Below are 26,141 nucleotides of genomic sequence, written 5' to 3' on the forward strand. Positions count from 1 at the left end.
CGCCGGGCGCTCAAGGACGGGTCTTGCGCGCCACCGCGCCCATGCACCAGATCATCTCCGGGTCGAACACCGCCTCGGGATCGTCCGGCCGCCACGCGGACACACACCCGAAACCGGGCGGGACGAGTTCCAGCCCGTCGAACAGCGCCCGCACCTCCTGGCTGCGCCGGAAGTGCATCCCGCCCAGGGTCTCGCTGCCGACGACCTCGGCCTTGGCTGCGTTGCCCGTGCCATCGTTGACCAGGGTGGCCAGGCAGAGGTAGGAGCCGACGGGGAGCGGGGCGAGCAGCTCGCGGACGATCCCGGGAGCGTCGTGCTCTGGCATGACCCGGTGCAGCGCTCCGGCCACGAGCATGGCGACCGGTTCATCGAAGTCGATGAGCTCCTGGTCGCGCAGTGCCGCCATCATCTCGCCGGGTTGCAGCAGGTTGGCGTAGATGAAGCTCGTGTTGTGGTTGTCGGCCAGCAGGGCGCGGCCGTGCACGAGGGCGACGGGGTCGTTGTCGAGGTAGACGACCCGGGTGTCGGGGGCCTCGGCGTGCGCGACCTCGTGCACCTTGCGGGCGGAGGGGAGCCCGGAGCCGACGTCGACGATCTGGCGGATGCCGGCCTCCCGGGTGAGGAACCGCACGACACGCCGGACGAACCCGCGACCGGCCTGGGCGATTTCCACCAGTTCCGGGGACACCTGCTTCAGTTTCCGGCCCGCCTCCCGGTCGACGGCGAAATTATCCTTCCCACCGAGGAGGAAATCGTACACTCGGATAACACTCGGATGAGTTGTGTCAATTTCCGGAAATTTTCCCCACTCCGCTTTTGGTTGACGCTTCATCCAATTCATGCTGTCGTTTTCCATGGGAGGGCCGCCTCGTTCCTGGAACCATCGACACCGCACAGCGATGCCGCAGGTTAACCCTAACCCGATTCCCGCGCCCGCGATCATTAACCAATCGTTCTGTAACCATTCCGCGTCGCTTACCCTCCGCCGCGTGCAATACCGGTGAAGAATCCTCTCAGAGGATATATTCACTGCCTGTGGCGAGCCCGACGTCGCGTCCGGACGGATGAGATGTGATTCGCCAGGCTTGATCCCGTTGGTGAACTTCGCACGGATGCGAGGAGACGATCGGCTCATGCGCAGAAGGTCCTTTCTGGCCACCACCGCGGTTTCCGCGATCGGTGTGGGCGTACTCGGACCGGCCAGCCACCCTCACCCCGCCTGGGGCGCCTCGTCGCCCCTCCCCCGGAGTCCCCGGGTCGATCACGTCGTCCTCATCGACTGGGACGGCATCGACCCGCAGTACCTCGACCGGCACCTCGATACCCCGCGCCTGGCCAACCTGCGGGAACTGCTGAGGTCGGGCAGCGACGCGGTGGCCGGATGCACCTACAAGGCGGTGTCCAACCCCAACCGGACCAGCCTCGCCACGGGCGCGTGGCCGGCGCTGCACGGCAACTCCGCCTACGTGCTCGACCCCGCCACCGGGCGCGCGGTCGGCCAGACCCGCATCGTCAACGCCGAGACGATCGCCCAGAGCCTGCGCCGCCAGGACCGCACCCTCCTGGCGGCCGGCTGGTACATCGTGCAGGACAAGGGCGCCGCCTACGGCGACCCCGAAGCCCTCTACACCCAAGGCGACACCTGGGAGGACAACCTGAGCGCCGTCACCAAGGTGCTGCGCGGCGAACCCGTCGACTCCGGCGGCACCCAGGTCACCGTGCCGCGCATCCCCGACTGCATCTTCGTCTACGCCGCCGACATCGACTCCATCGGCCACCGCGAGGGCCCCGACTCCGCCCGCATCCCCGAGCGGCTCGCGGAGATGGACGCCGGGATCGGCGTGCTCGTCGACGCGGTCCGCGCGGCCGGGATCCACGATCGCACCGCCTTCGTGTTCGTCTCCGACCACGGCATGACCGGCTACACCGAGTCGCTGGAGCCCCAGGTGCTCGGCGCCATCACCGCGGCCGGGCACCCGGTGCAGCGGCTGTACTCGGGCCAGTCGCCCGCCCCCGGCACCGAGGTCGTGCTGACGGCGAGCCCGCGCGCCGCGAACGTCTACCTGCGCGGCGCGGCGGCCGAGGAGGCGGCGCGGGCCCGGCTGGAGCAGGTGCTGCGCGGCCTGCCGGAGCTGGAGAACGTGTACAACCGGACCGAACTCGACGCCATGGGCGCGTCCGCCGACGAGGGCGACTTCGCGATCGAGGCGGTCCCGCCGTACGCGTTCATCGACCCCGCCGCGGTGGACGGCCTGCCGCGCGGCGGCCACGCGAGCGCGCGCGAAGCCCGAGCGCCGCTGGGATTCGCCGGAGCCGGAATCGGGGTCGGCCGGCCGCTGGAGTCACCGCAGCTGGTGGACGTCGCGCCGACCGTCAGCCACCTGCTCGGCGTGGAGCCGCCCGCCGACGCCCAGGGGCGCGTCCTGCTGGAGGCGCTGGAGGTGGACGAGTCGGTCGCCTAGCGGGGGGACGGCGCGGCGCGGATCCCGCCGAAAGTGCGCGCCGGTGCCCCGGCCATCCGGTCCGGGCGCCGGCGCGTCAGGTCGGCAGATGGGCGTTGACCGCACGGACCAGGTGCGCGAGCTCGGGCGCCTCCACGACCGTGCGCCCGGCGGCGCGCAGGCGTTCGGCGCCCTCACAGTCCACGAACAGCGTGGGCTCCCGCCATGCGAAGACGACCCGGGGGATCGCGGTGTCCAGGATCAGCCGGGTGCACGGACGGGGGCGGGAGGCCCGCGTCGAGCACGGCTCCAGCGAGCTGTAGAGGGTGGCGCCGGCCAGCCGCGGGTCATCAGGGGCGAGGTCCCGCAGCGCGGCCTCCTCGGCGTGGTCGTGCGGGTCGTCCCGCCGCGAGTACCCCTCGGCGAGCATCGCGCCGTCGGCGGCCACCACGATCGCCCCCACGGAGAAGGCCGTCACCGACGGGGGACACCGCCGCGAGAGGTCCACCGCGGCCCGCAGCCACCGGCGGTCGGCGTCGGTGAGGGCCGCCCCGGTCACGGCTCCTCCCCCGTGGGTGTGCCGTCCAGCAGGTAGCGCAGCACCACCATGCCGCCGACGGTGCGCGCCTCGGCGAGCCGCATGGGGCGGCCGGGACCGTGCGGGAAGCGGCCGGACCGGACGAACCGCGGCGCTTCGGCGTCGCCGATGAAGAACGGCGCCACCGCGAGGCGGATCTCGTCGGCCAGCCCCGCGGTGAGGAACGCGGTGTGCACGGCCCCGCCGCCTTCCACGAGCAGCCGGCGCACTCCACGTCCCGCGAGGTCGGCGGTGATCCACCGCAGGTCCGGCTGCACTCCGGCTGGCACGACCTCGACCCGCTCGGCGTCGGCGAGCCGCCGGGACGCGGTCAGGTAGCCGGCGGTGCCGACGTACAGCAGCGTCGCGGCTTCGCCGCCGAAGACCCGGGCCGTCGGCTCCAGTTTCCCCGTGCCGCTCAGCACGACCCTGGTCAGGCTCGGCGCCCGCCCGGCCGCCGCCCGGGCCGAGCGGCGCGCGGCCGAGCGCACGAGCAGCCGTGGGTCGTCCCGCCGGATCGTCTCCGCCCCGACCAGGATGGCGTCGCATTCGGCCCGCAGCGCGTCGACCTCGTCGAAGTCGGCCTCGTTGGACAGCCGCAACCGTTCCGGGTTGCCGTCGTCGATGCAGCCGTCCACCGACATCGCGCAACTCAGGATCGTGTAGGGGCGCGTCATGACTGCCAGCGTAGTCGGGGTGGCGGCGGGGGGCGGTGAACCCGCTAATGGGCCCGCCGGTGATGGGCCGCGGCGACGGTCGGCGACGCGGACCCCTCTCTTCGCTGAGGAAGCGGCCGGACTCGGCTTGGGCGCCCCTCTGGGATGGGGGCGCCCCTGGAATGACCGCCCGACGGTGTTCGTGTTCAGCCATCTCTGTCCGGTCCGGCGATGAACACCGGCGATCTGGCGGGTACTTCGGATGGTCGCCCCTTAGCGCACGAGCTCAAGGCAGAGCGGGCGCTCTCGGGTCGCGCGCCTGTCCATCGCGGCAGGGGCCGTCCGCACTCATCGCCTTCCCGATGGTCAGGTGTTGCGACGAACGTTGCCGCCCGGGGCCGGGCGGTATGCGCCGCTCGTTCCCACGCCCAAGCCCGGCCGGACCCGCCCGTTCGCCGGGCGCGCCGTCGGGGTAGCTGGAAGGGGACGGGCTCGCAGGTGCGGGCCGCGATTCGCCGGGGGAGGTCAGGGATGCGGGTCGTGACGCTGGACGGGCCGGAACATCACCCGCCGGGGGTGCTGGGCACCCGCGGCACCGCGTGGCGGCCGGAGACGCGGCTCTACTCCGACGGTGTCGTGGTCGGCGCGGACGGCACGCCGCTGGTGGTGCCACCCGGGTCCCAGGTGCGCCGCATCAGCGGCACCGCTCTCCTCGACCCGTCCGGCGCTCCGCTGGAGGGGGCGGCCGAGGCCACGCCCGACGCCGTCGCGGCGGCGCGTACCGCGTTCGCGGCCACCCGGCCGCCGGCGCGCGGTACGCGGTACGCCGACATGGCGGACTGCGCGCTGCTCGACCTGCAGACGCTGCGGCACCCCAACGGCGCCTTGGTCGCCGCCGCCAGCCCCTACTGGCGGTACGTGTGGCCGCGCGACACGGGGTACGCGGCCCTGGCGCTCAGCCTGGCCGGAGCCCACGACGCCGCACTGGACGCGATCCACTATGTCGCCCGCATGCAGGAGCCGGACGGGACCTGGCAGGCCCGTTACCTGCCGGACGGGTCGGGCCGGGTGCCGGACGAGCGGGGGATCCAGCTCGACGGCATCGGCTGGACGCTGTGGGCGGCCTGGGTCTGGGTCCGCACGGCGCCGCGATCGCGCGGCGAGGAGGCGCTGGCCGGGTTTCGCCCGATGCTGCTGGCCGCCACGCGGGCCATCGACGCGGTGGTCGACCCGGAGACCGGCCTGCCGCGTGCCACTCAGGACTACTGGGAACAGGACGTCGCGGAACCGACGCTGGGCACCGTCGCGCCGCTGCTGCTCGGCGCGCGCGCCGGAGCCGACCTGCTCGGGCGGCTCGGCGAGGTCGCGCCCGCCGGCGTGTGCGCGGCCGCCGCGCGGCGGCTGCGCACGGGGCTGGACCGGTACTTCGCGCCGGCCGACTTTCCACGGCGGCCGGGTGGCGGCGGCCGGGACGCGTCCGTGGCGTTCCTGCTGCCGCCGTTCGCCCGGCAGACGCCCGGGACGGTGGCCGCGTGGCGGCGGACGCTGGACGCGCTCCGGCTCGCCAACGGGGGGTTCCGCCCGGGCGAGGAGTGGCCGGACACCGCGACCGCCTGGACGCCGCAGATCTCGCTGTTCGCGATGGCGGCGGCCTCGTCCGGAGACGGGGAGACGGCCCGCGGCCTGCTCGACTGGCTGGACGCGCGGCGGACCCGGCTGGGCGCGCTGCCCGAGAAGGTCACCGCCGAGGGCCGCCCGGCCGCGGTGGCACCGCTGGCGATCACGGCGGCGAGCGTCCTGATCGCGCTGGCGGCGCTGGACGGCCGACCGCTGCCGATCCCACCGGAGTGAGGCCACGCGCTCGGGCGGCCGCTCCGGTGGAGGGAGCGGGGAAACGCGCTGGCCGGCGCGGCTTCAACTGGAGTGGGACGAGCGGCGCCACACGCTTCATTCGGCGCTGGTGGGGCGGGAAGCCGAAGCATCCCGTCGGGGTGTGCCGGAGCGGTCGCGGGACCCGTCCCCCGCCTTCGCCCGGGTTTTCGGGGCACCCGGTGGAACGGGCGAACGTCGGCGGCCGAGGAGGGCGCGGCCGGATCGGTGGCCGCCGTCCGGCCGCATCGGTGGTGCGGTGACCGGTGTGTTCCGCGCGCCCCGGATCCGCCGGCGGTCCTCGGCGTCGCGCATCAGCGTCATCTGCGGGATGCGGGCCGAGCGCCGCCGTGCGTGGGCGACGGTCACCCCGGGCGTGCGGAACACGATGCTCTCGACGTCGTAGCGGACTGACGTTGGCCAGTTGCTCCCCCGGAAGCGGAGACGTGGGCCCGCGCCCGGTACAGCGGTTCGGCCCCGAACACCGGTCGCCGCCGAGGTTCACGACGATCGCGTCATCGGAGAACAGCGCGTGCGGCGCCTTCGCGTCGTTGGTGTGGAACGCGGTCTGGTACCGCGTCACGATGTCGGCGATCTCGTCGTGTTCCGTGGTCGTGATTCGCCGGTCCGACGGCGCGCGGTCACGCCGAGTCCGGTGCCTGGACCACGCTGGAGGTCGAGATCCGTGCCGGGTCCCCGGCTCGCCCGCCCCGCCCGTCGGCGGCGCGCACTCTGCCGGGGCCGTGTCCGCTCGCTCCGCGACCTTCACCACCCGCGCGTCCTCGGGCCGGAGCGTCCGCCCGTCGGCGGCGCGCACTTCCAGTTCGCGGAGCGGGCGCCCATGTTCGTGGTCGACCATCTCGGAGTGCGGTTCGCCGGGCTCGAAGAAGTGCGCCTCGCCCCACTGCCGGAGCGCGACGATCACCGGGAGGAGCGCGTGGCCCTTGGCGGTGCGGACGTACTCGCGGTGAGCGCCGCCGTCGGCCGCGGGCACGGCCTCCAGGACGGCGCCCGCGACCAGCGTGCGCAGCCGGGCCGCGAGGATGTTCTTGGCACTCCGAGGCTGCGCTGGAACTCACCGAACCGCCTGCTGCCGTCGAAGGCGTCGCGGACGATGAGCAGCGACCACCGGCGTCGCGCTGCCGCTGCTCATGGCGTCTTGGGGGCCCATAGCGGCTGCGCCGCACTAGCCGTGGTCGCTCGCGCTCGGCGCGGTCGTCCTGGACCTGGCGGTGCAGGCCGTGCACGTGACGAGCCAGAGCGTCATCTACGCGCTGCGCCCCGACGCGGGCAGCCGCCTGATCGCCGGTCACATGGTCTGCTACTCGATCGGCAGCGCCATCGGCGCCCTCGCCGCGACCGCCGGCTACGCGGCCGGCGGGTGGCCGGCGGTCTGCCTGCTCGGTGGCGCGTTCAGCGCCGCGGCGTTCCTCTGGTGGGCGCTGACGGCGCGCGGGGGGCGCTCCATCGGCTCGGCGCCCGGGGGCGATGGCCGAAGCAGGCCCGGCGCGGACTCTGGCCTAACCGGCCCGGTGGGCTGACAATCGAGGGTCCAGCGACCATCACGCACCGCGCGCACGCGATCACCACCGGCGCCGGGTCCCGGAGTCGCGAACCGCGGCGTAACCGTCTGGAGGACCGATGTCCGTGCCGAACGACCCGCGGAACCGGCGGGGTGGCCGCGTACCGCGCGCCGTTGCGGTGCTGGCCGTCGTCGCGGCCCTGCTGCTGGCCACCGGATGCCGGTTCGGCCGGGAGCGCGACGAAGCGGGCATCACCTTCTGGACGCCGCACGTCACGCCGGACCGGATCGCCCAGCAGGAGGCCACCGCCCGGCGGTTCACCGAGCGGACCGGGATCGAGGTCACCGTCGTCCCGATGGGGGCCGCGGACCAGAACCAGGCGCTGGTCACCGGGGTGGCCTCCGGTGACGTGCCCGACGTCATCCTGCTGGCGCCGGACCAGGCGGCGACCTGGAGCCGGCAGGGGCTGCTCGACACGGGGACGGCCGAGCAGGTCGTCGCCGACCTGGGCCGGGAGACGTTCAGCGCCCGCGCGCTGGACATGGTCACCCTCGACGGCCGGCTCGCGGCGGTCCCCAGCGATGGGTGGGGGCAGGTGCTCGTGTACCGGACGGACCTGTTCGAGGCGGCCGGGCTGGATCCGCCGGAGTCGCTGGACGAGGTGGCTTCGGCCGCGCGGAGGCTGCGCACCGACGGCCGGGCCGGCATCGTGCTGGGGACCCGTCCGGGGGACCCGTTCAGTGAGCAGACGCTGGAGGCGCTGCTGCTCGCCAACGGCTGCCGGCTGGTCGACCGATCGGGGGCCATCGCGCTGGCCGAGCCCGCGTGCGTGGAGGGGCTGCGGCTGTACGCGGAGATGGCGGCGGCCTCGGTGCGCGGCGACCAGGACGTCGAGACGACCCGCGCGGCCTACCTGGCCGGGGAGGCGGCCATGCTGTTCTGGGGCTCGCACATCTTCGACGAACTCGCCGGTCTGGCCCCCGACTTCCCGCCGACCTGCCCCGAGTGCCGGGAGAACCCGCGTTTCCTGGCTGAGAACTCCGGCGTGGTGACCACGCTGACCGGCCCGGACAACGACGTCGGGGCCCAGTACGGCCTCACCCTCAACCTCGGCGTGCCGCGCGGGGCGGACGCCGAGGCGGCCGGGCGGTTCGTCCGGTTCCTGCTCGGCGACGGCTACGTGGAGTCCCTGGCGGTCTCCCCTGAGGGGCGGGTGCCGCTGCGGACCGGCACGCCGGAGTCGCCCGGCGCGTTCGCCGAGGCGTGGGGGCGGCTGCCCACGGGCGAGGACCCGCGCACCCGCACGCCGCTCGCGGAGGTCTACGGGGCGGACACCGTGGCGGCGATCGTCTCGGGCGCGCAGGGCTTCCGCAGGTGGGGGTACGGCACCGAGGACGCCGTGCTCGCGGGGGCGCTCTCGGCGCAGAACACGCTGGTCGCCGACCTCGGCACGCTGTTCGCTACGGGCGACGCGCACCGCTACGCCCGCGGCATGGCCACGGCGGCGGCCGACGTGCGGGCCGATGTCGGGTGACCGCCGCTCCCCCGCCCGCGTGCGGACCACGGCTCGCGCCATGGGGCTCCCGGACGCGCCGCCGATCGTTGTGCTCGGGAGGTTCCCGTTGAGATCCGCCACCGATTCGCCGGGTGGCCGCCACCGGCCGGCCGCCTGTGACACCGCACGCCGCCGTCCGGGGGCGGGCGCCGCCGGGGATGGCTCCCCATGAGCGTGGTGACGCGCCGCGAGCGGGAGCCCGCCCGGCGACGGCCGTCCCGCGGCCGGCGGCCGTCCGGCCGGCTGACCCGGCGGGCGCGCGAGGAACTGCACGGACGGCTGCTCATCTCGCCGACGCTGCTCGTCGTCGGCCTGGTGGTGCTGGCCCCGTTCGCGGCGGGCGTCGTGCTGGCCTTCCAGCAGGTCCGGCTGATCGACATCCGGTTCCTCTCCCCGGCCGACCTGGACTTCACTCTGCGGAACTTCGCGCGGGTCCTGGGCGGCCCAGGGTTCTGGGCGGCGGCGCGCACCACGCTGGTGTACGCGACGCTCAGCACGCTCGGGTCGGTGCTGGCCGGGCTGGCGCTGGCGCTCGCGCTGCGCCGCCCCTTCCGGGGGCGCGGGCTGCTGCGCGCGCTGGTCCTGGTGCCCTACGTGCTGCCGGTCGTCGCTGCGGCCACGGTCTGGACCACGCTGCTGAACCCGCAGTACGGGGCGGTCAACGAGGTGGGCCGGCGGTTCCTCGGCTGGGCGGAACCGATCAGCTTCCTCACCACGCGCGGGGTGGACGTCGCGGGGCTGCCGGTGCCGGCGGCGCTGGGCGTGGTGGTGCTGTTCGAGGTGTGGAAGTCGTTTCCGCTGGCCTTCCTGTTCATCACGGCGCGGCTGCAGGCGGTGCCGCGCGACGTCGAGGAGGCGGCGGTGATCGACGGGGCATCGCCCACGCAGCGGTTCCGGTACGTGCTGCTCCCCCAGCTTTCGGGGGTGCTGCTGCTCCTGGCGCTGCTGCGGTTCATCTGGTCGTTCCAGAACTTCACCGACGTCTACCTGCTCACCGGTGGCGCCGGCGGCACGGAGGTCATCGGCGTGCGGGTGTACCAGGAGCTGGTCACGCGGGCGGACATCGGGACGGCGTCGGCGCTGGGCGTGCTGATGACGGTGGCGCTCCTGGTGCCGCTGGCGCTCTACGTCCGGCTGTCGCGGGGCGAGCGGGAGGCGGACTGATGGCGGCCACCACGCGGCGGTTTCGCCGTCCGCTCGACCGGCACGCGGCCGAGGGCGCGGTACTGGCCGCGCTCCGGGTGCTGGTCATCGCGACCGCGACGGTGGCGGCGGTCGCGCCACTGGTGTACGGCGTGGTGCTCTCGGTGCGGCCGTTCGCCGATGTCGTCGCCGACCCGCTGGCGCTGCCCGGCCCGGGCGAGGTGGACGTCACGTCCTACGGCACGGCGCTGCGCGACGAGTCCGACGGCGGGTTCGGGCTCGGGCGGTTCATGCGGAATTCGGTGGTGGTGGCCACCGCGAGCACGCTGCTGGCCGTGGCGTGCAGCGTGCTGGGCGCCTACGCGGCGGTGCGGCTGCGGTTCTTCGGCCGGGACGCGGTCAACGGGGTGTTCCTGGCCGTGTACCTGTTCCCGGGCATCGTCCTCGCGGTGCCGCTGTTCGTGCTGTTCAGCCGGATCGGCCTCACCGGCACGCTCCCGGGGCTGGTGCTCATCTACCTGGCGCAGACGGTCCCGGTGTCGCTGTACCTGCTGCGCGGCTACTTCCGCGCGGTCCCGGCGTCGGTGGAGGAGGCGGCGGAGGTCGACGGCTGCAACCGGTTCCAGGTCATCACCCGGGTGGTGCTCCCGATGGCGCTGCCGGGGATCACGGCCACGGCGCTGTACGTGTTCGTGATCGCGTGGAACGAGTTCCTGTTCGCGCTGCTGTTCCTGGTCGACGACCGCGAACGCTGGACCGTGTCGCTGGGGATCGCCCGCCTGGCCGACTTCAGCATTCCCGCACCGGTCCTGATGGCCGGGTCGATCGCGATCACCGTGCCGGTGGTGGCGGGGTTCCTGCTGGCCCAGCGGCTGCTCATCTCGGGGCTGACCGCGGGCGCGGAAAAGGGCTAGCCCTTCGAGGGCGGACGTCCGTCCGGTGCGGACGTCCGTTGTCCGGCTCCGTCATGCGGGGCCGGATTCGCGCACATTGCCGTGAGCGGTGCGCGGATTTACCTGTTCGGCCGTTCACCGGCGCCGCTCCGGGTAGCCGACGCTGGGACGGACCCGAGTGTCATGCCGAGTGGGAGGTCGACTCATGGCTTCGTTCTGGACACGGGCGCTGCTGACCGGCGCGTTCAGCCTCGTTCTCAGTACTCCGGTGAGCGGCGCGTTCGCCGAGGACCTGAGCCCGCAGACCCGCGCCGACCTCGACGAGTCGATGCGGGGGGAGGCGCTCGCGCACGCCACCTACCGGCTGTACGCGGAGCAGGCCCGGCAGGAGGGGCTGCCGTCGGTCGCCGACCTGTTCGACCGGACGGCCGACACCGAGCTGGGCGAGCACTTCAAGGAAGAGGCCACGCTCGCGGGGACCGTCGGGACGACGGAGGAGAACCTGGAGAAGGCCATCGCCGGTGAGCGGTACGAGTCCGAGAGCATGTACCCGGCCTTCGCCGAGCGCGCCGAGGAGTCGGGCGACGCCGAGGCGGCCAGGGTCTTCTCGCACAACGCCGAGGACGAGGCGGGACACGCCCGCGCCTTCGAGGAGGCCCTGGAGCAGTTGCCCTAGACAAGGGCGGAGTGGGGGCGGCCCGAGGCCCGGCGCCGCCCCCCCGGCTGGGACGCTGATCAGTCCACGGCGGCGCCGCCCTGCCGGGTGCCGGTCGAAACTCAGGACCGCCGTCAGACAACGCTCACCACGGAATCCGCGCCGCTGCACACGAGGACCACGGCTCCGGGGGCGACCATGGGCAGGCGTTCCTGCGACGCCGAGTCCGACGCCGGTTCGTCCGCCTCGACGCCGGCGCGGAACTCGACCGGGATCTCGGTCGCCGGCCCACCGCCCCAAGGCCCGCTGACCAAGGTGAACGTGCGGCCTTCGGTGCCCAGGTGAGTGGCGAAGGAGACCAGGATCGCGTCGTCGAGTACGACACTCGCCGGACTGAGTCGAATCTCCGGGCGTCTTCGGCGCGCGAGCCGACGAGATGCCCCTGTGACGTGGACGCGCTCGTCCTCTGGAACGCGTACGGATCCACCGGAACGCCGTCGGTGGACCATGACCTGTCGGCGCCTTCTCCGATGACCTCCCCCGCCGCGTCCAGGACGAGGTATTCCACGGTCTCCTCGTCCCGCAGCCAGCTCATGGCGAACGTCGAGCCGTCGAGACCGCGGGTCATCTCGCCGGGCCGCAGCATCGCCGCCCGGCGTTCGTGCCGCCAGAGCCCGGTCCCGTCGCGGGGATCGAGCCCGAACGTCACCACCCGCAGAGGGATCGCGTCGTCCTCCGGCGCTCCTTCCTCGTGTTCGGCCCCGGCCGCGCCGTCGCGGCAGTACACCGCCATCACGACCACGTCGTCCACGGACAGGTAGGCCGGTTCTCGCCCCCCTCCAAACGGTGACATCGCTTCGGGGCCGAAAACGTCCATGAGCGCCGGCCGGAATCCAGATCGAAGGCCGCCACCTCGCCTTCGGACGTCAGGGTGAGGAAGGAGTGGGAGGTCATGACAAGCCGATCCTGTGACACCACGTACTCTCCCTGGGGGTACTCGGCACGGACCTCGCCGCTGTGCGGGTCGACGACGACCGGCAACGCGCCGATCCCGGCCGCGCCGCTCGACTCGAACGTGGCCAGCACGGTGGATCCGTCCGGGGAGGCGAACACTTCGCCGGACGTCGCGCCCGGGCGCCGGTAGTGCCAGCGCTCCGCGCCCGTTGCGGAATCCAGGGCGGCGATCCCGTCGCCGAACCGCACCACCACCCCGGCGCCGGCCCTGACTCCCCCGACGACGGCCTGGCCGCCGGGCGTCTCCCATGTCCATCCGATGCGGGAGAAGTCACTGGGCACGGCGGCCTGCTCATCGGACGGTCCGGCCGTCGTGGCGTCGACGCTCAGCGTGGTGACGAGTTGCAGGACCAGCGCGAGTGCCGCTCCACCGGCCACCAGGCCGACGGCCGCGCCGGCCCTCCGCGCGCGGAGATCCGCGGCCCCGAGACGGGCGAAGCCCATCTCAGCCACAGTGCCGCGAACGCCACGAGGCCCGTCCCGGCGCGAAGCTCGTCAGTTGCGGGAAGAAACGCCTTCGGCGAGTCCCCGGCCCACGGTCGACCATGCGGAGATCGTCGCCACGCCGCTGACCAGTGCGCACGCCCCGGACCAAGAGCGCACGGCCCCGAACCGTGGCTTCCGGCGTTGCGGGGACGCGCCCGTGGACGACTCGCCGGCACGCGACGCGCCGCCGTTCTGCGGACCGTCGCCACCAGGCAGACATAGATCGCGGTCACGAGAGCGGCCACGGCAATGGTCCACGGCACCGCCGGACCGACGGGATGCGTCACCCAGGAATCGCCTGGGGAGGCCATCGCCCGCAGGCCGAAACAGCCGATGGCGGTGATCACCGCGCCCGACAGGAGCAACCCGGCCGCGAACCACATCGGCCGATTCCCGCGCCCAGCAGATGCCATGCCCGAGAGACGGTTCCCGACCCGTTCTCGTTCCCGGACCGTGCCGCCACGGACCTTCGGGCGCTTTTCGGCTCGGCACTCCCCGGATAATGGGATCAGGCGACCAGGCAGGCCGGGCGCCGGGCGCGTCCCGTCGTCCGCGCGGTGGCGGCATGGTCCGTCCGCGCCAGCGCGTTCGGCATGGGAACATCGCGTACGGCTGGGCGCCGTCCCGCGAGACCGGGGTGGCGGCCCGGCGCACCGGCACCACCGGCGGGGGAGCACAGCCATGGCCAACGAACCGAACGACGCCGCCCCGATCGCGGAGGCGCACCCGCGTGCGGACCACTTCGTGCAGTCCCTGGAACGCGGGCTCTCGGTGATCCGGGCCTTCTCCCCGTCCACACAGGCCATGACCCTCAGCGAGGTGGCCCGCGCCACCGGGCTCACCCGCGCGGCGGCGCGGCGGTTCCTGCTCACGCTGGCCGACCTCGGCTACGTGCGCACCGACGGGCGGATGTTCTCCCTGACGCCGCGGGTACTGGAGCTGGGCTTCGCCTACCTGTCGTCGGCGGGGCTGCCCGAGGTGGCGCAGCCGCACTTGGAACGGCTGGTGGCGGAGGTCGGCGAGTCGTCGTCGGTGTCGGTCCTGGACGGCGACGACGTCGTGTACGTCGCCCGGGTGGCCACCTCACGGATCATGGCGGTATCGATCAACGTCGGCACCCGCTTCCCCGCGCACGCCACTTCGATGGGTCGCGTCCTGCTGGCCGGGCGTGCCCCGGAGGAGGTGACGGCGTACCTGGAGCGGCTGCGGCCCACGCCGCTCACGCCGTACACGATCACGTCACCGGCCCGGCTGCGCGCCGAGATCGACCGGGCGCGCGGCCAGGGCTGGGCGATCGTGGACCAGGAACTGGAGGAGGGGTTGCGGTCGGTCGCCGCCCCCATCCGCGACCGCGAGGGACGGGTCATCGCCGCGGCGAACGTTTCGGCGCACGCCAGTAGGACATCGGTCGAGGACATCCGGCGGGACCTGCTACCGCCACTGCTCGCGACGACGGCCCGCATCGAGGCGGACCTGGAGATCGCCACCCGTGCGGGCGGCGGGAGGGCTGGGGGCGCCCCGCGCGGGTGAGGGGCGCCCGCCCCGGAAGCAGGTTGGCGCTTCCGGGGACGGTTCATCCCCACACACGTGGGGCGCACCCCACGTGTGCGCGGACGCCGGTCCCGCTGCGCGGTTCATCCCCACGCACGTGGGGCGCACCACGGCCTCGTACTCGGGGAGGGCGGCCCGCACGGTTCATCCCCACGCACGTGGGGCGCACCCTTGCCGACCTGCGGTGGAGCAAGGGCGTTACCAAAACGCGATCGTCCCGGGTCCCACAGCGGAGCCCCAGCCCCCGACATCATGCCGCAACAACGGCACTCGTCGCATCCCCTCGGACGCCCGCAGCCACCCGCCGCCCGCCGCCCCCCCCCTTGACCCGGATCACACCCGCGATTACCGTCGAACGCGTGTTGTGCGCTTTGAGAACGAGCATTCGCTATCCGAACGAAACGGCCCGCCCGTGATCACCTCCCTGGACGAGGCCGTCCGCGCCCTCGTCCACGACGGGGACACGGTCGCGCTGGAAGGCTTCACCCACCTCATCCCCGTCGCCGCCGGTCACGAGATCATCCGGCAGCGCCGTCGGGACCTCACCCTCGTCCGGATGACCCCCGATATCGTCTATGACCAGCTCATCGGCGCCGGATGCGCCCGCAAGCTGGTGTTCTCCTGGGGCGGCAACCCGGGCGTGGGTTCGCTGCACCGGTTCCGGGACGCGGTCGAGAACGGGTGGCCCCGGCCGCTGGAGATCGAGGAGCACAGCCACGCCGGCATGGCGAACCGCTACGTCGCGGGCGCGTCCGGGCTGCCGTTCGCCGTGCTGCGCGGCTACACCGGCACCGACCTTGTCGGCCGGACCTCGAACATCGCGACCGTCAGCTGCCCGTTCACCGGCGAGCAGCTGACCGCCGTCCCCGCCATCAATCCGGACGTGACGATCGTGCACGCCCAGCGCGCCGACCGGCGCGGGAACGTGCAGCTGTGGGGCATCACGGGCGTGCAGAAGGAGGCGGTGCTCGCGGCGCGGCGCTCGCTGGTGACGGTGGAGGAGATCGTGGACGAGCTGGAGCCGGTCCCGGGCCAGGTCGTGCTGCCCTCCCGCGTGGTGACGGCGGTGGCCCCGGTCCCGGGTGGTGCCACCCCCTCCTACGCGCACGGCTACTACGCACGCGACAACGCCGCCTACCAGGCGTGGGACGCGGTCAGCCGGGACCGCGCGGCGTTCGGGCGCTGGCTGGACTCGGAGGTCTTCGGCCGCACCCCGGCCGGCCGGGAGGAGGTCGAGCGATGAGCCCGCGCCCCTACTCCGCGGACGAGATGATGACCGTGACCGCCGCCCGCTCCCTCGGCGACGGCATGGCCTGCTTCGTGGGGATCGGCCTGCCCAGTACGGCCGCCAACCTGGCCCGCCGCACGCACGCGCCGGGCCTGTGGCTCATCTACGAGTCCGGCACGCTCGGGGCCGCACCGGGCACGCTGCCGCTGTCCATCGGCGACGGGGTGCTCGCCGAGACGGCCGACGCGGTCGTCTCCGTCCCCGAGGTCTTCAACTACTGGCTGCAGCCCGGCCGGATCGACGTCGGGTTCCTCGGTGCCGCGCAGATCGACCGGTACGCCAACATCAACACCACCGTGGTCGGCGACTACGACGCGCCCCGGGTCCGGCTTCCCGGAGCGGGCGGCGCGCCCGAGATCGCGGCGTCCTGCCGTGAGGTGGTGGTGGTCGTGCGGCAGAACCGGCGCACCTTCGTGGCGGAGGCCGACTTCGTCACCTCGGTCGGCTACGGCAAGGGCCCGGGCGAGCGGGAACGGCTGGGGCTGCGCGGTGGCGGCCCGTCCCGGGTCATCACCGACCTGGGCGTGCTGGAGCCGGATCCGGACACCTGCGAACTGACACTGGTCCGCGTCCACCCGGGCGTCGAGCTGGAGGACGTGCGCGCGGCCACCGGCTGGGACCTCGCCGTCTCCGCCGACCTCGCCGTCACTCCGGAGCCCACCGCCGAGGAGCTGGCGGTACTGCGCTCGCTCACGGGTAGGTGAGCCTCGACGGCCCGTCACCCCTGCCTGGTCCGAATCAAGGGAGAGAGGGAACACCGAATGACCGACGTGTTCGTCCTCGACGCGGTCCGCACGCCGTTCGGCCGGTACGGCGGAGCGCTCTCCGGCGTGCGGCCCGACGATCTCGCCGCTCACGCGGTCCGCGGGCTGGTCGGCCGCTCACCCGATCTCGACCCCGCGCGCGTGGACGACGTCTACCTCGGCGACGCCAACGGCGCCGGCGAGGACAACCGGAACGTGGCCCGCATGGCGGCGCTGCTGGCGGGCCTGCCGGTCAGCGTCCCCGGTGCCACGGTCAACCGGCTCTGCGGGTCGGGCATGGAGGCGGTGATCGCCGCGAACCGGGCGGTCGCCGTGGGCGACGCCTCGCTGATCGTGGCCGGCGGCGTGGAGTCGATGAGCCGGGCGCCGTGGGTGCTGCTCAAGCCCGAGGGCGCCTTCCCGGCCGGGCCCGAGACGCTGCACTCGACCACGCTGGGCTGGCGGATGGTGAACCCGGCGCTGCCCGCGGAGTGGACGGTGTCGCTGGGCGAGAGCACCGAGCAGGTGGCCGAGCTGTACGGGATCGGCCGCGACGAGCAGGACGAGTTCGCGCTGCGCAGCCACGGCAACGCGGCGGACGCGTGGGCGAAGGGAGTCTTCGACGCGGAGATCGTGCCGGTTCCGGAGGTGGAGCTGGAGCGGGACGAGAGCATCCGGGCGACCTCGCTGGAGAAGCTGGCCCGGTTGAAGCCCGCGTTCCGCCCGGACGGCACCATCACCGCGGGCAACGCCTCTCCGCTCAACGACGGCGCCGCCGCGCTGCTGATCGGCGACGCGGCCGGTGCGCAGGCGACCGGCCGGGAGCCGCTGGCGCGGATCGTCAGCCGGGGCGTTGCCGCGGTACCACCGGACCGGTTCGGAATCGGGCCGGTCGAGGCGGCCGAGACGGCGCTGCGCCGCGCCGGGATCGGCTGGTCCGACCTCGCCGTGGTGGAGCTCAACGAGGCGTTCGCGGCGCAGGCCCTGGCCTGCCTGCGGCTGTGGCCCGAGCTGGATCCCGGCATCGTCAACCCCAACGGCGGCGCGATCGCCATCGGCCACCCACTCGGCGCCTCCGGTGCCCGCCTGCTGGGCACGCTCGCCCACGAGCTGCACCGCCGCGGCGGCGGCTGGGGGCTGGCGGCGCTGTGCATCGGGGTCGGGCAGGGACTCGCGGTGGTGCTGCACGCCTGACGGTGAGGATTCGTGGCATCGAGCGGGGAGCCGACGCAACGCCGGACCGGCGCTCCAGGTCTTCTGGCCGGGGAGCGCCGGACCGCCGGACGGCGCCGTGCGACGCGCGGCCGGGCGAAGCGGCCCCGGCCGCGCGGCGCAAGGACGGTCCGGCTCCTCGGGATGCATCGGCCGCCGAACCCCCGATCGACACCGACCCATCACCTACGTCCGGAACGTCCCGGCCGGTACGACACCCAGCCGGGGCGGCACCGCCGAACCGAACGCGCCGGTTCGGAACGCGCGCCCGTGCGGCCCATCGCCGGGCGCCCCCTGGGGGCACTCCGCCGGAGATCCAGGAGGTGTTCCTCCAGGCGGCCGTCTACTGCGGGGTGCCGGCCGCCAACACGGCGTTCGGCGTCGCCCAGCGGGTCCTCGCCGAACCGGACGAGAGCTGATCGGGGACGGCCTGCGCACACCCGCGTGGCGATCATCGGCGCCGGACCGGCCCGTTCGCCCCTTTCAGCCGAGGATGTCTTCGGGCTGGATTCGCCCGACGCCGTCCCGGGAAGCGACCATGGACCAGTAGATTTCGGCGGGGTCCTGCGGCCCGGCCTCGGGGAGCCGCGGATCGCCGCGCTCGTCGAACACGGCGGCAGCGGCGGCGGAGATGATCTCGCCAGGCGACCGCCCTCATCGCGGCGGTTGCGTACGCGCGCCGGTTTCGGTGCGGTCGGGCCCGCCACGCCGCTCTCGTCCACGTCGTGGCCTGACACACGCGAACACACGGGCGGCTCCAACCGGCCGGGCCGGTGAAGCCGATGTCCGAACCGGCCGGGCAGCACCGGCCGGGATCGCGGCTTCCAGCTACGTGAAGTGGACAACACTTCACCATCGTCGGCACGAAGCGGGCGGGTACGCGATCTTCGCAGACCTCCGGCGCGGAGCGCCATCACACTGCCACACTGTGTGACGAACGGGTGGTCAGCCGACCGCCCCCGCGCTGAAAGAGGTCGCGTTGAAGCTTCGTCTCGCTGTGCTCATGGCCGCCGTCGCCGCGCTCGTCCCCGCAGGCGCCACCGCCAGTCATGCCGCGGTCCCCCAGCAGGACGACATCATCCGCATCCCGGCCGGCCAGACCTACTGCCCCGACGGCTACGTCTGTCTGTTCCGGGACTACAACTACCAGGGCGGCGGCTACGGCTTCCGCTCCGGCACCTCGATCGGTTTCCTCGGCGACATCGGCTTCAACGACCAGATGTCGTCGTGGGCCAACGACTCCGGCCAGCGGTACTGCTGGTACTTCGACGCCTACTACCAGGGCGAAGTGCACGACATGCTGCCCGGATACCGGGTCAACGTGACGCCGCGCGAGAACGACCAGGCCTCCTCGCTGCGCCCCTGCTGATCTGATCCCGACCCGCACTCAGGTGCCCGCCGCTCTCACCGGATCCGCTCCGGCGGGGGCGGCGTGGCCGTGCATGGGCGGCCTCCGCCTCCGCACCGGATACGGACTTCCCGGGGCCTCGTCCGGCAAATGAGCGGCAACCGATCACGGTGCTCCTGCGTCCATTGAGACGGCCTGACAATCCATCCCGGTATGGTGTGGTTCCTCCCACGAACGGCACCCGACCGGTCCGGGCGGGAGCGGCAGGCACCGTCCGCGTGAGCGGCGGACGGCCACCGTTCATCGAGAGACGCCCAGGGGCCCGATTGCACGAACCGTGGATCGACACCGACGACCTGCCCCGTGACGAACGGCTCGACCACTGGAACGCGGTGCTGGTCGACGCCTTCGCGCCGCTCCGGGCCACCAGCGAGCACGCACCGGGCTATCGGGCGCGATACCGGAGGCTGAACCTGGGCACGACCAGGATGTACGCCACCTTCTTCCAGCCGATGACCATCGTGCGGACGCCCCGGCTGGTCCGGCAGTCCGACCCCGACAGATACTTCCTCAACCTGGTCCAGCGCGGCACCCTCGCCATCACCGAGAACACCGGTGACACCGGAGAGACGGTGTTCCCCACAGGTCACTTCCACCCGAACGACTCGGCGACCTCGTTCCGGATGCACCTCGACCACGGCAATGGTCCGATGCGGGTGCTGTCGACCGTCATCCCGAAGGACCAGGTCCCGCTGCCGTCGGCTATGGCAGCCCGGATCATCGGCCGCCCGGTGCCGAGCACCGACGGCATCGCCGCCCTGCTGGCCGGTCTGCTCACCCAGGTCTCGACGGACGCCGACCGCTACACGCCGGCCGACGGTCCGCGTCTGGAGGCAACGGTGGCCGACCTGGTCGCCGCGCTGTTCGCCCACGAACTGGAGAACGAGTCCGCACTTGAGCCGGAAACGCGCCGGCGGACCTTGTTCCTGCAGGTCCAGGCGTTCATCCAGCGGCACCTGCCCGACCCCGACCTGAACCCCACCACCATCGCCGCCGCCCACCACATCTCAACGAGCCACCTGCACCGGCTCTTCCACGACAACGGCACCACCGTCTCCGACTGGATCCGACGGCAACGCCTCGAACACGCCCGCCGCGACCTCACCGAACCCGCCCTCGCCACCGAACCCATCGCCGACATCGCCGCACGCTGGGGCTTCCGCCACCCCGCCGCCTTCAGCCGCGCCTTCCGCACCGTCTACGGCACACCACCCCGCGAGTACCGGCACCACGCCCTCCGATCGCCGTAGATCACGCGTCAAGAAAACGTGCGCGCGGTGCCGACGACTGTTCTCCCCGTGTCCGCCATCCGGCGAACAGCGTTAGGGATGGGGCCGGCCCCGGTGTCCCGGGGAGGGGACACCAGGACCGAGGACCGGCGTCGCCCGGCAACCGGACGAGGGACTGTCCGTCACCCCCGGGCCGGTCGCCCGACCGAACTCAGTCGATCGTCTTGAGCACGCGGGCGGGGACTCCCCCGACCAGGGTGCGGGCGGGAACATCACGAGTGACCACCGTGCCCGCAGCGACCACGGCACCGGCACCGATGGTCACTCCCTGCGTGATCACGGCAGCCGCTCCGATCCAGACGTCGTCTTCGATGACGATCGGGGCGAAGGAGAGGTACTCGCGGCGCTCGGCGAGGGACAGCGGGTGTCCCCCGGTGATGAGGCTGACCTTCGGTGCGATCATGACACCGTTGCCGATGTGGATCCCGCCCTTGTCCATGAACGTGCATCCCTGGTTGACGAAGACGTTCTCGCCGAACGTCGTGTTCAGCCCGTACTCGGTGAAGAACGGCGGGTAGATCGTCACCGACTCCGGGAGCCGACCACCGAACACAACAGAAAGTAGTTCGGCACGACCTTCGCTGTCGCTGAACGGCAGCACGTTCAGCCGCGACGTCGCGTCGGTCACCTCCACGATACGCTCCGCGTGGCTCGCGAACTCGGGCGTTTGGACGTACATGACGTGCGCTGTGCGGGTTGACATGCACTGATCCCACCACCCCGCGGAACTCACGGTCAAACAACTGTACGAAACGCCAGGCACAACCGGCCGTTGTGAAAGTAAGCTGAAGTCGTGGATGTTGAAGCGCTGCGGACGTTCGTGGCCGTCACCGAGACCGGCCAGTTCCAGGCCGCGGCGGACGAACTCGGGATCAGCCAGCAGGCGGTCTCCAAGCGGATCGCGGCCCTGGAGAGACACCTCGATGTCACACTCCTGGTGCGGACCTCCCGCGGCTCAAGGCTGAGCCTGGACGGGCAGGTTTTCCTGCCGTATGCCAAGAAGGTCCTTACGGCCCTTGAACGGGCCGAGCAGGCCGTGCGCCCCGGCAGCCGGCCCTTTCGCGTCGACGTCCTCAATCGGCGCATCGCTCCGGCTCAGGCCGTCTACCGGTTCTACCGCTCCCACCCCGAGATGAACCTGGACGCGGTCACGTTGAGCAACGAGAACGCCGCCCAAGCCGCCCAGGCGGTGCTCGAAGGAACCGTCGACGCGTCTTTTCGCGCCCTTCCGGCAGAACAGGTCCCGGCCGGGATCAGCGCCGAACGACTCCTGGATGTGCCCCTGGAGCTCCTGGTCGGGCCCACCCACCCGTTGGCGGACGCGCCCCGGGCCAGACCCGCGGACCTGGCCGGCCACCGCATCTGGATCCCCGGGATCAGGCCCGGCACGGAGTGGGCGGCGTTCTACCATGCGCTGTCCAAATCCTTCGATCTGAGCATCGATGCGCTCGGCCCCAACTTCGGTGACGAGGCCCTGATGGACGCGCTGGCCGACTCGGCTTCTCTGGCCACCCTCGTCGGCAGCGGGGACCGGTACCTGTGGCCCCAGACCTACGACCTGCGGCGCATCCCGTTGCGTGATCCGACCCCGGTCTACCCGCACGTGCTGCTGTCCCGCAGCGGAGTGCAGCACCCTGTGCTGACCGCGCTACGCGAACATCTGCGCACCTCAGGGCCGCGAACCCCGGATGACGTGTGGGCCCCGGACTGGGTAGCCCCTTGAGCAGATGACCGGTCTAACGGACACGCAGCGTACTTTCACGCGGTGTCATCGCATTCGCTCCGGTCGGACAGCAAGAAACCCCACTGGCCTGCCAGTGGGGTTCGTTTCGGGCTCCCGCGATTGGACTCGAACCAATAACCTGCCGGTTAACAGCCGGCTGCTCTGCCAATTGAGCTACGCGGGATCGCTTGCTCTGCCGCCGTTCCGGGCTGCTGGCTCGCGGCGACATCCACTAGGTTAGCGCACCACTCACAGTGCTCGGGACGGATTTTCCCCGGGGCGTGCGGCGGCACGCCATCGGCGGCGCGCGGCGTCCGGGATGGTGGAGTTGCAACCGGTAACGTGCAGCGTGGGATCGATCGTCGACGCCGAGAGGGACCACATGCGTTACCGGATCACCTTCGTCGCCGGGCTCGCCGTCGGTTACGTGCTGGGGGCCCGGGCGGGCAAGGCCCGCTACGAGCAGATCGCGCGCACGGCACGGCGCATCGCGGACAGCCCGGCCGTCCAGGAGACGGCCGGCCTGGTGGGCGCACAGGTCAGCAACGCGGCGAAGGCCGTCTACACCAAGGTCAGCGAGCGCGTCCCGGTGTCCTCGCTGCGCGACTTCCTGGCCCGGCCCACGCCCGAGGAGGAGGCCGAGATGCGGCGCACCGAAGTGAACGGGCGGGCGCTCGGCGACGAGTACCGCTGATCCTGCCCGGCGGTACCGCCCGCCGCGCAGGATCGCGCCGTGGCGGTCGATCGGGGCGGACGCGCCGCGCCGCCCCGTTCGGCCGGGCGTCACTCGCGTGGGGCGGGCCACTGTTCGCGCGGGAGCCGGCACGCCGGGGTCGCTCCGGGCAGCCGGTGCCGGTTGGCGGACACCGTCCGGTACACGGCCGCCGCCACGGTACGGACCACGGGCAGCGCGAGTACCGCACCGGCGACCGGCCACAACCCGCGGGACCGCCGCAGCAGCGCCGCCACCGCCATCGCGCCACCATGCACGCGGCCGGACGGCTCGATGAACAGCACCTGACCGCGGGCACGGGCCGCGTCGACGCCGAGCGCGGCGAGATCGGCCGCCTGCCACGGAAGCGGGGTGACCGCCACCGGCAGGCGAAGGGCGACGCGCACGCTGCGCGTGCAGAAACCGCAGTCGCCGTCGTAGAGAAGTGTGGGACGGGTCGGCATGGCGGGCGCTCCCCTCGGCGCGTCGGTCGGTTACGTCCTACCCACCGCTTCCTGACAGGAGATGTCAGGCATCCGGACGACACTGGGGCGCATGACAAGCTGGCAGACCTTCGCCGACGAGCAGCCCGAACTGGCCACGGCCGTGCACGCGCGTTTCACCGCCGAGAAGCACCATGTGCTGGCCACCCTGCGCTCCGACGGCTCGCCCCGCGTCAGCGGCACCGAGGTGGACTTCCGTGCGGGCCACCTGCTGCTGGGATCGATGCCCGGCGCGGTCAAGGCGCGCGACCTGCAGCGCGACGGCAGGTTCGCGCTGCACGCCAACCCGGGCGACGGCAGCGGGATGACCGAATACGGCGACGCCAAGCTCTCGGGGCGGGCGGTCGAGGTCACCGACCCGGAGGAGATCGAACGCCACCGCGCCCCGGGGACGCCGCCGGGGCCGTTCCACCTGTTCCGGCTGCTGCTTGAGGACGTGGTGGTGACGACCGTGGAGAACGACGAGTTCCTGGTCGTCCGGCTGTGGAAGCCGGGGCAGGGGGTGCGGCGGATTCAGCGCAGGTAGCCGGAGAGCTGGGGCACGCGGGCGTTGTCTCAGCTCACGAGGAGAGACGACGACCCCGGAAGGGACCGGGGTCGTCGGACGCGGGCCGCGTCAAAGCCGGTCGAGCTTCACGCCACGAAGAAAGGCGGACCACTCGGGCAGAGGGAAGGCGAGGTGGCCCTGGTGGCGGTTCTGCGTATCGCGGACGTAGGCGCCGGTCGGCGTCTCCCGTACCTCGACGCACGCCTGCCTCGGGTTGCCGCTATAGCTCGACTTGTGCCACTCCGACGTCAACGACATGAGACCTCTCCTTGCGCCTAGATCTCGTCCCGCTTCACCGACACAATGAACGCGCTCCACTCAGGGATGGAAAACGCCAGATGGCCAGCTCGCCGGTTCTGCGTATCACGCACGAGAGCGGCGATCGGCGTCCCCCACACCTCAACGCATGCTTGCTGGCTGTTACCGCTGTAGCTGGACTTGTGCCACTCCGACGTCAACGACATGAGACCTCTCCTTGCGCCTAGATCTCGTCCCGCTTCACCGACACAATGAACGCGCTCCACTCAGGGATGGAAAACGCCAGATGGCCAGCTCGCCGGTTCTGCGTGTCACGCACGAGAGCGGCGGTCGGCGTCTCCCGCACCTCAACGCACTCCTGGTTGATGTTGCCGCTGTAGCTGGACTTGTGCCACCCACGGAGGGAGCTCGGTTCACGAGTCATCTTGCAGACCTTCCAACTCTTTCCGCAGCAGACTTAGGGACTGTGATGGAGACAGCGCGACAGCCTGTAGCACCCCGTACAGCAGCCGGTAGTTCGCCACATGGGTCGGCTCGTCGATGATCTGCCCAGAGTGCAGACTCTCCGCGTACACGACGTCCGGGTTGGCTGGCGCTGAAATCACCCTGAAGGGACCACTCAGTCCGGGGTGATTCGGTGTTGCCATAGGAATGATCTGGACGGTAACCCTCCCTCGCTCCACAAGCTCAACCACCCAGGCAATCTGATTTCGCATGATCTCGGGCGATCCGATGCAACGCTTCACAATCATCTCATCTAGGACCGTCCAGAGGCGTGGCGACTCCGAGTCAGCGAACCGTCGCCCCCGTTCCAAGCGACTCTCCACCCCCTTGACGATCTGATCACCACTCGCCCACGGGACCGAAGCCTTGAGTACGGTCTGCGCGTACTCCTCTGTCTGCAACAGGCCCGGGAAGAGGGTTGTCTGACAATCCAGGATCGTCGTCGCTTCGCGTTCCAGATCCGCCAGCGCCGTCAACCACGCCGGGCGTCCGCTGTCGGATAGCTGCTCCCACAGTCGCAGCAGCCTCCCACCGGTCTCCAAGGCTTGATCCATGGACACCACGAGGTAAGGGGGCGGGAACCTGTGGCCGCATTCGATGTTCGAAAGGTGGGAGGAACTCACCCCGACCTCGCGGGCAAGTCGCTCCTGGGTCATTCCCGCCAAACGTCGGGTTTGGTGGAGTGTGCGGCCAAATTTCAACGCTACGCCGTTAGAGTTTTTGACCATAACCTCAGTAAATCACGCCACTCGCAGCTGCGCCACAGAACTTTCGTTATTAACACTCTTCTCTTCATCTGTCGTCCTCCCCTGGCCCCGCATCGCTTTCGACCGGACCGCTCCCCCAGGATGAATGAGCTGCCAGAACGCAGCACAAGAACGGCCCCACCAGGTGTTACGCCACCCGGTGGGGCCTACGGCCCACAACCTGACGGGAGCAGGTGCGGACGCAATGCCAAATGCTATCGCGACATATGTCCGAGACTGTCACGCATACCGGGCGGAAATTCACCGGCGTGGATTCCAGCCCCGCCGCTCCATTTCCCGGGGGCAGGCATGACCATGCACCGCCTCCACGTATCCCACTTCCCGGGCACCCCCAAAAGCGTCGCCGCCGCCCGTGCCTGGCTCACCTGGTCGCTCGCCTCCCCCTTCGGCCCCGTCGTCCCCGACGATGTCCAGGCCAACACCGTCCTGCTCACCAGCGAGCTCGCCACCAACGCTCTTCGCCACACCACCAGCGGCGACTCGGGCACCTTCAGCGTCGGACTGGCCCTGTGGCCGCACGCGCTGCGCGTCTACGTCACCGACGAGGGGATCGGCGACACCTCGCCCACACTCAAGAGCCCCGGCCTTATGGCCGAGAGCGGGCGCGGGCTCCTCCTCGTGGACGCCCTCGCGAACGCCTGGGGCCGCATGCCCGGCGAACCCGTCGTCTGGTTCCGCCTGGAGTGGCCGCCCCGCCAGGCGCCGCCGCTCCCCCGCCGCGACCGGGGACGGCTCTATTTCCTCCCGCCGCATCCGGCGCGCACCCCGCCCGACACGGACCCGTCGCCCGCCTGACGGCCGGAGTCCGCCGTTTTCGCTGATAG

General features: G+C 72.0%; 29 protein-coding genes, 1 tRNA gene and 1 pseudogene. 18 read left to right on the forward strand and 13 right to left on the reverse strand.

Annotated elements, in window-relative coordinates; translation table 11 throughout:
* Nucleotides 1-10: 10 nt before the first annotated feature.
* Nucleotides 11-1,135: an SAM-dependent methyltransferase gene (locus ACFQRF_RS14345; RefSeq protein ID WP_379871577.1), complete on the reverse strand. Its 1,125-nt coding sequence runs from the start codon at nt 1,133-1,135 to the stop codon at nt 11-13.
* Here ACFQRF_RS14345 and ACFQRF_RS14350 point away from each other — a divergent pair.
* Nucleotides 1,134-2,462, forward strand: coding sequence for an alkaline phosphatase family protein (locus ACFQRF_RS14350; protein WP_379871578.1), 1,329 nt, complete (start codon nt 1,134-1,136; stop codon nt 2,460-2,462). The genes ACFQRF_RS14345 and ACFQRF_RS14350 overlap by 2 nt on opposite strands.
* Nucleotides 2,463-2,538: 76 nt before the next feature.
* On the opposite strand, the gene ACFQRF_RS14355 is transcribed toward ACFQRF_RS14350, so the two are convergent.
* Entirely contained in the window at nt 2,539-3,000 is a 462-nt protein-coding gene (locus tag ACFQRF_RS14355; protein WP_379871579.1) for a cytidine/deoxycytidylate deaminase family protein, read from the reverse strand.
* Nucleotides 2,997-3,695, reverse strand: a complete 699-nt coding sequence (locus ACFQRF_RS14360; RefSeq protein ID WP_379871580.1) for a RibD family protein — start codon at nt 3,693-3,695, stop codon at nt 2,997-2,999. The genes ACFQRF_RS14355 and ACFQRF_RS14360 overlap by 4 nt, the downstream gene beginning before the upstream one ends.
* A gap of 510 nt (nt 3,696-4,205) precedes the next feature.
* Between ACFQRF_RS14360 and ACFQRF_RS14365 the strand changes: the two genes are divergently transcribed.
* The gene (locus tag ACFQRF_RS14365) at nt 4,206-5,525 is read left to right on the forward strand and encodes a glycoside hydrolase family 15 protein (RefSeq protein WP_379871581.1); all 1,320 of its coding nucleotides are present in this window, start codon (nt 4,206-4,208) and stop codon (nt 5,523-5,525) included.
* On the opposite strand, the pseudogene ACFQRF_RS14370 reads toward ACFQRF_RS14365, so the two are convergent.
* Nucleotides 5,455-6,665: pseudogene (locus ACFQRF_RS14370) on the reverse strand (winged helix-turn-helix transcriptional regulator). The gene ACFQRF_RS14365 and the pseudogene ACFQRF_RS14370 overlap by 71 nt on opposite strands.
* A 119-nt stretch (nt 6,666-6,784) precedes the next feature.
* Here ACFQRF_RS14370 and ACFQRF_RS14375 point away from each other — a divergent pair.
* From ACFQRF_RS14375 to ACFQRF_RS14395, 5 genes are all read left to right on the forward strand, one after another.
* The gene (locus tag ACFQRF_RS14375; protein WP_379871582.1) at nt 6,785-7,084 is read left to right on the forward strand and encodes a hypothetical protein; all 300 of its coding nucleotides are present in this window, start codon (nt 6,785-6,787) and stop codon (nt 7,082-7,084) included.
* A 100-nt stretch (nt 7,085-7,184) separates the two neighbouring features.
* A complete protein-coding gene (locus ACFQRF_RS14380; RefSeq protein WP_379871583.1) occupies nt 7,185-8,600 on the forward strand; it encodes an ABC transporter substrate-binding protein in 1,416 nt (471 codons plus the stop codon).
* 189 nt (nt 8,601-8,789) lie between these two features.
* Nucleotides 8,790-9,785, forward strand: a complete 996-nt coding sequence (locus ACFQRF_RS14385) for a carbohydrate ABC transporter permease (RefSeq protein ID WP_379871584.1) — start codon at nt 8,790-8,792, stop codon at nt 9,783-9,785.
* Entirely contained in the window at nt 9,785-10,678 is an 894-nt protein-coding gene (locus ACFQRF_RS14390) for a carbohydrate ABC transporter permease (protein WP_379871585.1), read from the forward strand. The genes ACFQRF_RS14385 and ACFQRF_RS14390 overlap by 1 nt, the downstream gene beginning before the upstream one ends.
* A 184-nt stretch (nt 10,679-10,862) precedes the next feature.
* Nucleotides 10,863-11,333, forward strand: coding sequence for a rubrerythrin family protein (locus ACFQRF_RS14395; RefSeq protein ID WP_379871586.1), 471 nt, complete (start codon nt 10,863-10,865; stop codon nt 11,331-11,333).
* Between the two features lie 771 nt (nt 11,334-12,104).
* On the opposite strand, the gene ACFQRF_RS14400 is transcribed toward ACFQRF_RS14395, so the two are convergent.
* Complete coding sequence (locus ACFQRF_RS14400) at nt 12,105-12,770, reverse strand: outer membrane protein assembly factor BamB family protein (protein WP_379871587.1); 666 nt, start codon at nt 12,768-12,770, stop codon at nt 12,105-12,107.
* A gap of 723 nt (nt 12,771-13,493) precedes the next feature.
* Between ACFQRF_RS14400 and ACFQRF_RS14405 the strand changes: the two genes are divergently transcribed.
* From ACFQRF_RS14405 to ACFQRF_RS14425, 5 genes are all read left to right on the forward strand, one after another.
* Entirely contained in the window at nt 13,494-14,342 is an 849-nt protein-coding gene (locus ACFQRF_RS14405) for an IclR family transcriptional regulator (RefSeq protein WP_379871588.1), read from the forward strand.
* A gap of 433 nt (nt 14,343-14,775) precedes the next feature.
* Nucleotides 14,776-15,606 carry a CoA transferase subunit A gene (locus ACFQRF_RS14410; protein WP_379871589.1) on the forward strand — a complete coding sequence of 277 codons (831 nt, stop codon included), beginning with the start codon at nt 14,776-14,778 and terminating at the stop codon, nt 15,604-15,606.
* Complete coding sequence (locus tag ACFQRF_RS14415) at nt 15,603-16,355, forward strand: CoA-transferase subunit beta (RefSeq protein ID WP_379871590.1); 753 nt, start codon at nt 15,603-15,605, stop codon at nt 16,353-16,355. Before ACFQRF_RS14410 ends, ACFQRF_RS14415 begins: the two co-directional genes overlap by 4 nt.
* A gap of 57 nt (nt 16,356-16,412) precedes the next feature.
* Nucleotides 16,413-17,588, forward strand: coding sequence for a thiolase family protein (locus ACFQRF_RS14420; protein ID WP_379871591.1), 1,176 nt, complete (start codon nt 16,413-16,415; stop codon nt 17,586-17,588).
* Between the two features lie 2 nt (nt 17,589-17,590).
* Nucleotides 17,591-18,025, forward strand: coding sequence for a carboxymuconolactone decarboxylase family protein (locus ACFQRF_RS14425; RefSeq protein WP_379871592.1), 435 nt, complete (start codon nt 17,591-17,593; stop codon nt 18,023-18,025).
* A 64-nt stretch (nt 18,026-18,089) separates the two neighbouring features.
* Here the strand turns inward: ACFQRF_RS14425 and ACFQRF_RS14430 are convergent, their stop codons facing one another.
* Nucleotides 18,090-18,218, reverse strand: coding sequence for a hypothetical protein (locus ACFQRF_RS14430; RefSeq protein ID WP_379871593.1), 129 nt, complete (start codon nt 18,216-18,218; stop codon nt 18,090-18,092).
* A gap of 367 nt (nt 18,219-18,585) precedes the next feature.
* Here ACFQRF_RS14430 and ACFQRF_RS14435 point away from each other — a divergent pair, with 367 nt between their 5' ends.
* Together ACFQRF_RS14435 and ACFQRF_RS14440 are read left to right on the forward strand one after the other, a co-directional pair.
* A complete protein-coding gene (locus ACFQRF_RS14435; protein ID WP_379871594.1) occupies nt 18,586-18,975 on the forward strand; it encodes a peptidase inhibitor family I36 protein in 390 nt (129 codons plus the stop codon).
* Nucleotides 18,976-19,280: 305 nt separating this feature from the next.
* Entirely contained in the window at nt 19,281-20,264 is a 984-nt protein-coding gene (locus ACFQRF_RS14440; RefSeq protein WP_379871595.1) for an AraC family transcriptional regulator, read from the forward strand.
* 190 nt (nt 20,265-20,454) lie between these two features.
* Here ACFQRF_RS14440 and ACFQRF_RS14445 read toward each other — a convergent pair whose 3' ends face one another.
* Nucleotides 20,455-21,006 carry a sugar O-acetyltransferase gene (locus ACFQRF_RS14445; protein WP_379871596.1) on the reverse strand — a complete coding sequence of 184 codons (552 nt, stop codon included), beginning with the start codon at nt 21,004-21,006 and terminating at the stop codon, nt 20,455-20,457.
* A gap of 90 nt (nt 21,007-21,096) precedes the next feature.
* On the opposite strand from ACFQRF_RS14445, the gene ACFQRF_RS14450 reads away from it, so the two are divergent.
* Nucleotides 21,097-22,026, forward strand: a complete 930-nt coding sequence (locus ACFQRF_RS14450; RefSeq protein ID WP_379871597.1) for a LysR family transcriptional regulator — start codon at nt 21,097-21,099, stop codon at nt 22,024-22,026.
* A gap of 111 nt (nt 22,027-22,137) precedes the next feature.
* On the opposite strand, the gene ACFQRF_RS14455 is transcribed toward ACFQRF_RS14450, so the two are convergent.
* Nucleotides 22,138-22,210, reverse strand: a tRNA-Asn gene (locus ACFQRF_RS14455).
* Between the two features lie 198 nt (nt 22,211-22,408).
* Here ACFQRF_RS14455 and ACFQRF_RS14460 point away from each other — a divergent pair.
* Nucleotides 22,409-22,720, forward strand: coding sequence for a hypothetical protein (locus ACFQRF_RS14460; RefSeq protein ID WP_379871756.1), 312 nt, complete (start codon nt 22,409-22,411; stop codon nt 22,718-22,720).
* 89 nt (nt 22,721-22,809) lie between these two features.
* On the opposite strand, the gene ACFQRF_RS14465 is transcribed toward ACFQRF_RS14460, so the two are convergent.
* A complete protein-coding gene (locus ACFQRF_RS14465) occupies nt 22,810-23,202 on the reverse strand; it encodes a thiol-disulfide oxidoreductase DCC family protein (protein WP_379871598.1) in 393 nt (130 codons plus the stop codon).
* A 91-nt stretch (nt 23,203-23,293) separates the two neighbouring features.
* Between ACFQRF_RS14465 and ACFQRF_RS14470 the strand changes: the two genes are divergently transcribed.
* Nucleotides 23,294-23,767 (forward strand): pyridoxamine 5'-phosphate oxidase family protein, encoded by a 474-nt coding sequence (locus ACFQRF_RS14470; protein WP_379871599.1) that lies wholly within the window; start codon nt 23,294-23,296, stop codon nt 23,765-23,767.
* Nucleotides 23,768-23,857: 90 nt separating this feature from the next.
* On the opposite strand, the gene ACFQRF_RS14475 is transcribed toward ACFQRF_RS14470, so the two are convergent.
* The 4 genes from ACFQRF_RS14475 to ACFQRF_RS14490 are packed head-to-tail and all read right to left on the reverse strand — an operon-like array spanning nt 23,858 to nt 25,278.
* Nucleotides 23,858-24,046 (reverse strand): DUF397 domain-containing protein, encoded by a 189-nt coding sequence (locus tag ACFQRF_RS14475; RefSeq protein WP_379871600.1) that lies wholly within the window; start codon nt 24,044-24,046, stop codon nt 23,858-23,860.
* A 17-nt stretch (nt 24,047-24,063) separates the two neighbouring features.
* On the reverse strand, nt 24,064-24,252 hold the full coding sequence (locus ACFQRF_RS14480) for a DUF397 domain-containing protein (RefSeq protein WP_379871601.1): 189 nt from the start codon (nt 24,250-24,252) through the stop codon (nt 24,064-24,066).
* A 17-nt stretch (nt 24,253-24,269) separates the two neighbouring features.
* On the reverse strand, nt 24,270-24,470 hold the full coding sequence (locus tag ACFQRF_RS14485; RefSeq protein WP_379871602.1) for a DUF397 domain-containing protein: 201 nt from the start codon (nt 24,468-24,470) through the stop codon (nt 24,270-24,272).
* On the reverse strand, nt 24,460-25,278 hold the full coding sequence (locus ACFQRF_RS14490; protein ID WP_379871603.1) for a helix-turn-helix domain-containing protein: 819 nt from the start codon (nt 25,276-25,278) through the stop codon (nt 24,460-24,462). Before ACFQRF_RS14490 ends, ACFQRF_RS14485 begins: the two co-directional genes overlap by 11 nt.
* Before the next feature lie 327 nt (nt 25,279-25,605).
* Here ACFQRF_RS14490 and ACFQRF_RS14495 point away from each other — a divergent pair, with 327 nt between their 5' ends.
* Nucleotides 25,606-26,112, forward strand: a complete 507-nt coding sequence (locus ACFQRF_RS14495; RefSeq protein WP_379871604.1) for an ATP-binding protein — start codon at nt 25,606-25,608, stop codon at nt 26,110-26,112.
* Nucleotides 26,113-26,141 lie beyond the last annotated feature (29 nt).

The organism is Marinactinospora rubrisoli (assembly GCF_042664915.1).
Lineage (GTDB): Bacteria > Actinomycetota > Actinomycetes > Streptosporangiales > Streptosporangiaceae > Marinitenerispora > Marinitenerispora rubrisoli.